Source organism: Halomonas sp. 25-S5, assembly GCF_029889845.1.
Lineage (GTDB): Bacteria > Pseudomonadota > Gammaproteobacteria > Pseudomonadales > Halomonadaceae > Halomonas.
Genome location: NZ_JARANV010000088.1, coordinates 1 through 678 on the forward strand (window position 1 = coordinate 1; position 678 = coordinate 678).

Here is a 678-nt window from a genome sequence, read left to right on the forward strand (position 1 = left end):
CACCTTCGAAGACAAGGTCCTGCAGCGTGCCGTGGTGGCCCTGCTGGAGCCGCTCTACGAGCACGACTTTCTAGACGGCTCGTACGGCTTCCGGCCGGAGCACTCGGCACATCAGGCCGTCGAGACGGTGAGGAACAGCTTGATGTCGATGGGAGGCGGCTGGGTCATCGACCTGGATATCCAAGCCTTCTTCGACACGATCGACCACCAGCACCTGCGGACGTTTCTGCAGCAACGAGTGAAGGACGGTGTCATCCTTCGCCTGATCGGCAAGTGGCTCAAGGCCGGGGTATTGGAGGCCGGGAAGTGGCAGAAAGGAGAGATAGGAAGCCCGCAAGGGGGTGTGATTTCCCCATTGTTGGCGAACGTCTACCTCCACTATGTGCTGGACGAGTGGTTTGAGAAAGACGTCAAACCACGCCTGCGAGGACGTGCGTTCGAGGTGCGGTTCGCCGATGACGCCATCCTGGCATTCAGCAACGAAGCCGATGCCCGCAAGGTGCTGGAGGTACTGCCCAAGCGCTTCGCGCGCTACGGCCTGACTCTCCACCCGACCAAGACCCGGCTGGTGCGGTTCCGGCCGCACTTCGAGCAGCGCGCCGAGACCTTCGACTTCCTGGGCTTTACCTACTATTGGGGAAAATCCCGGCGAGGCCGCTGGATCATCAAGCAGAAAAC

At 61.1% G+C, this 678-nt stretch carries 1 protein-coding gene; it reads left to right on the forward strand.

Annotated elements, in window-relative coordinates:
• Nucleotides 1-31: 31 nt before the first annotated feature.
• On the forward strand, nt 32-678 hold a 647-nt coding region (locus OP498_RS18610), incomplete at its 3' end, for a reverse transcriptase domain-containing protein (RefSeq protein WP_280554821.1).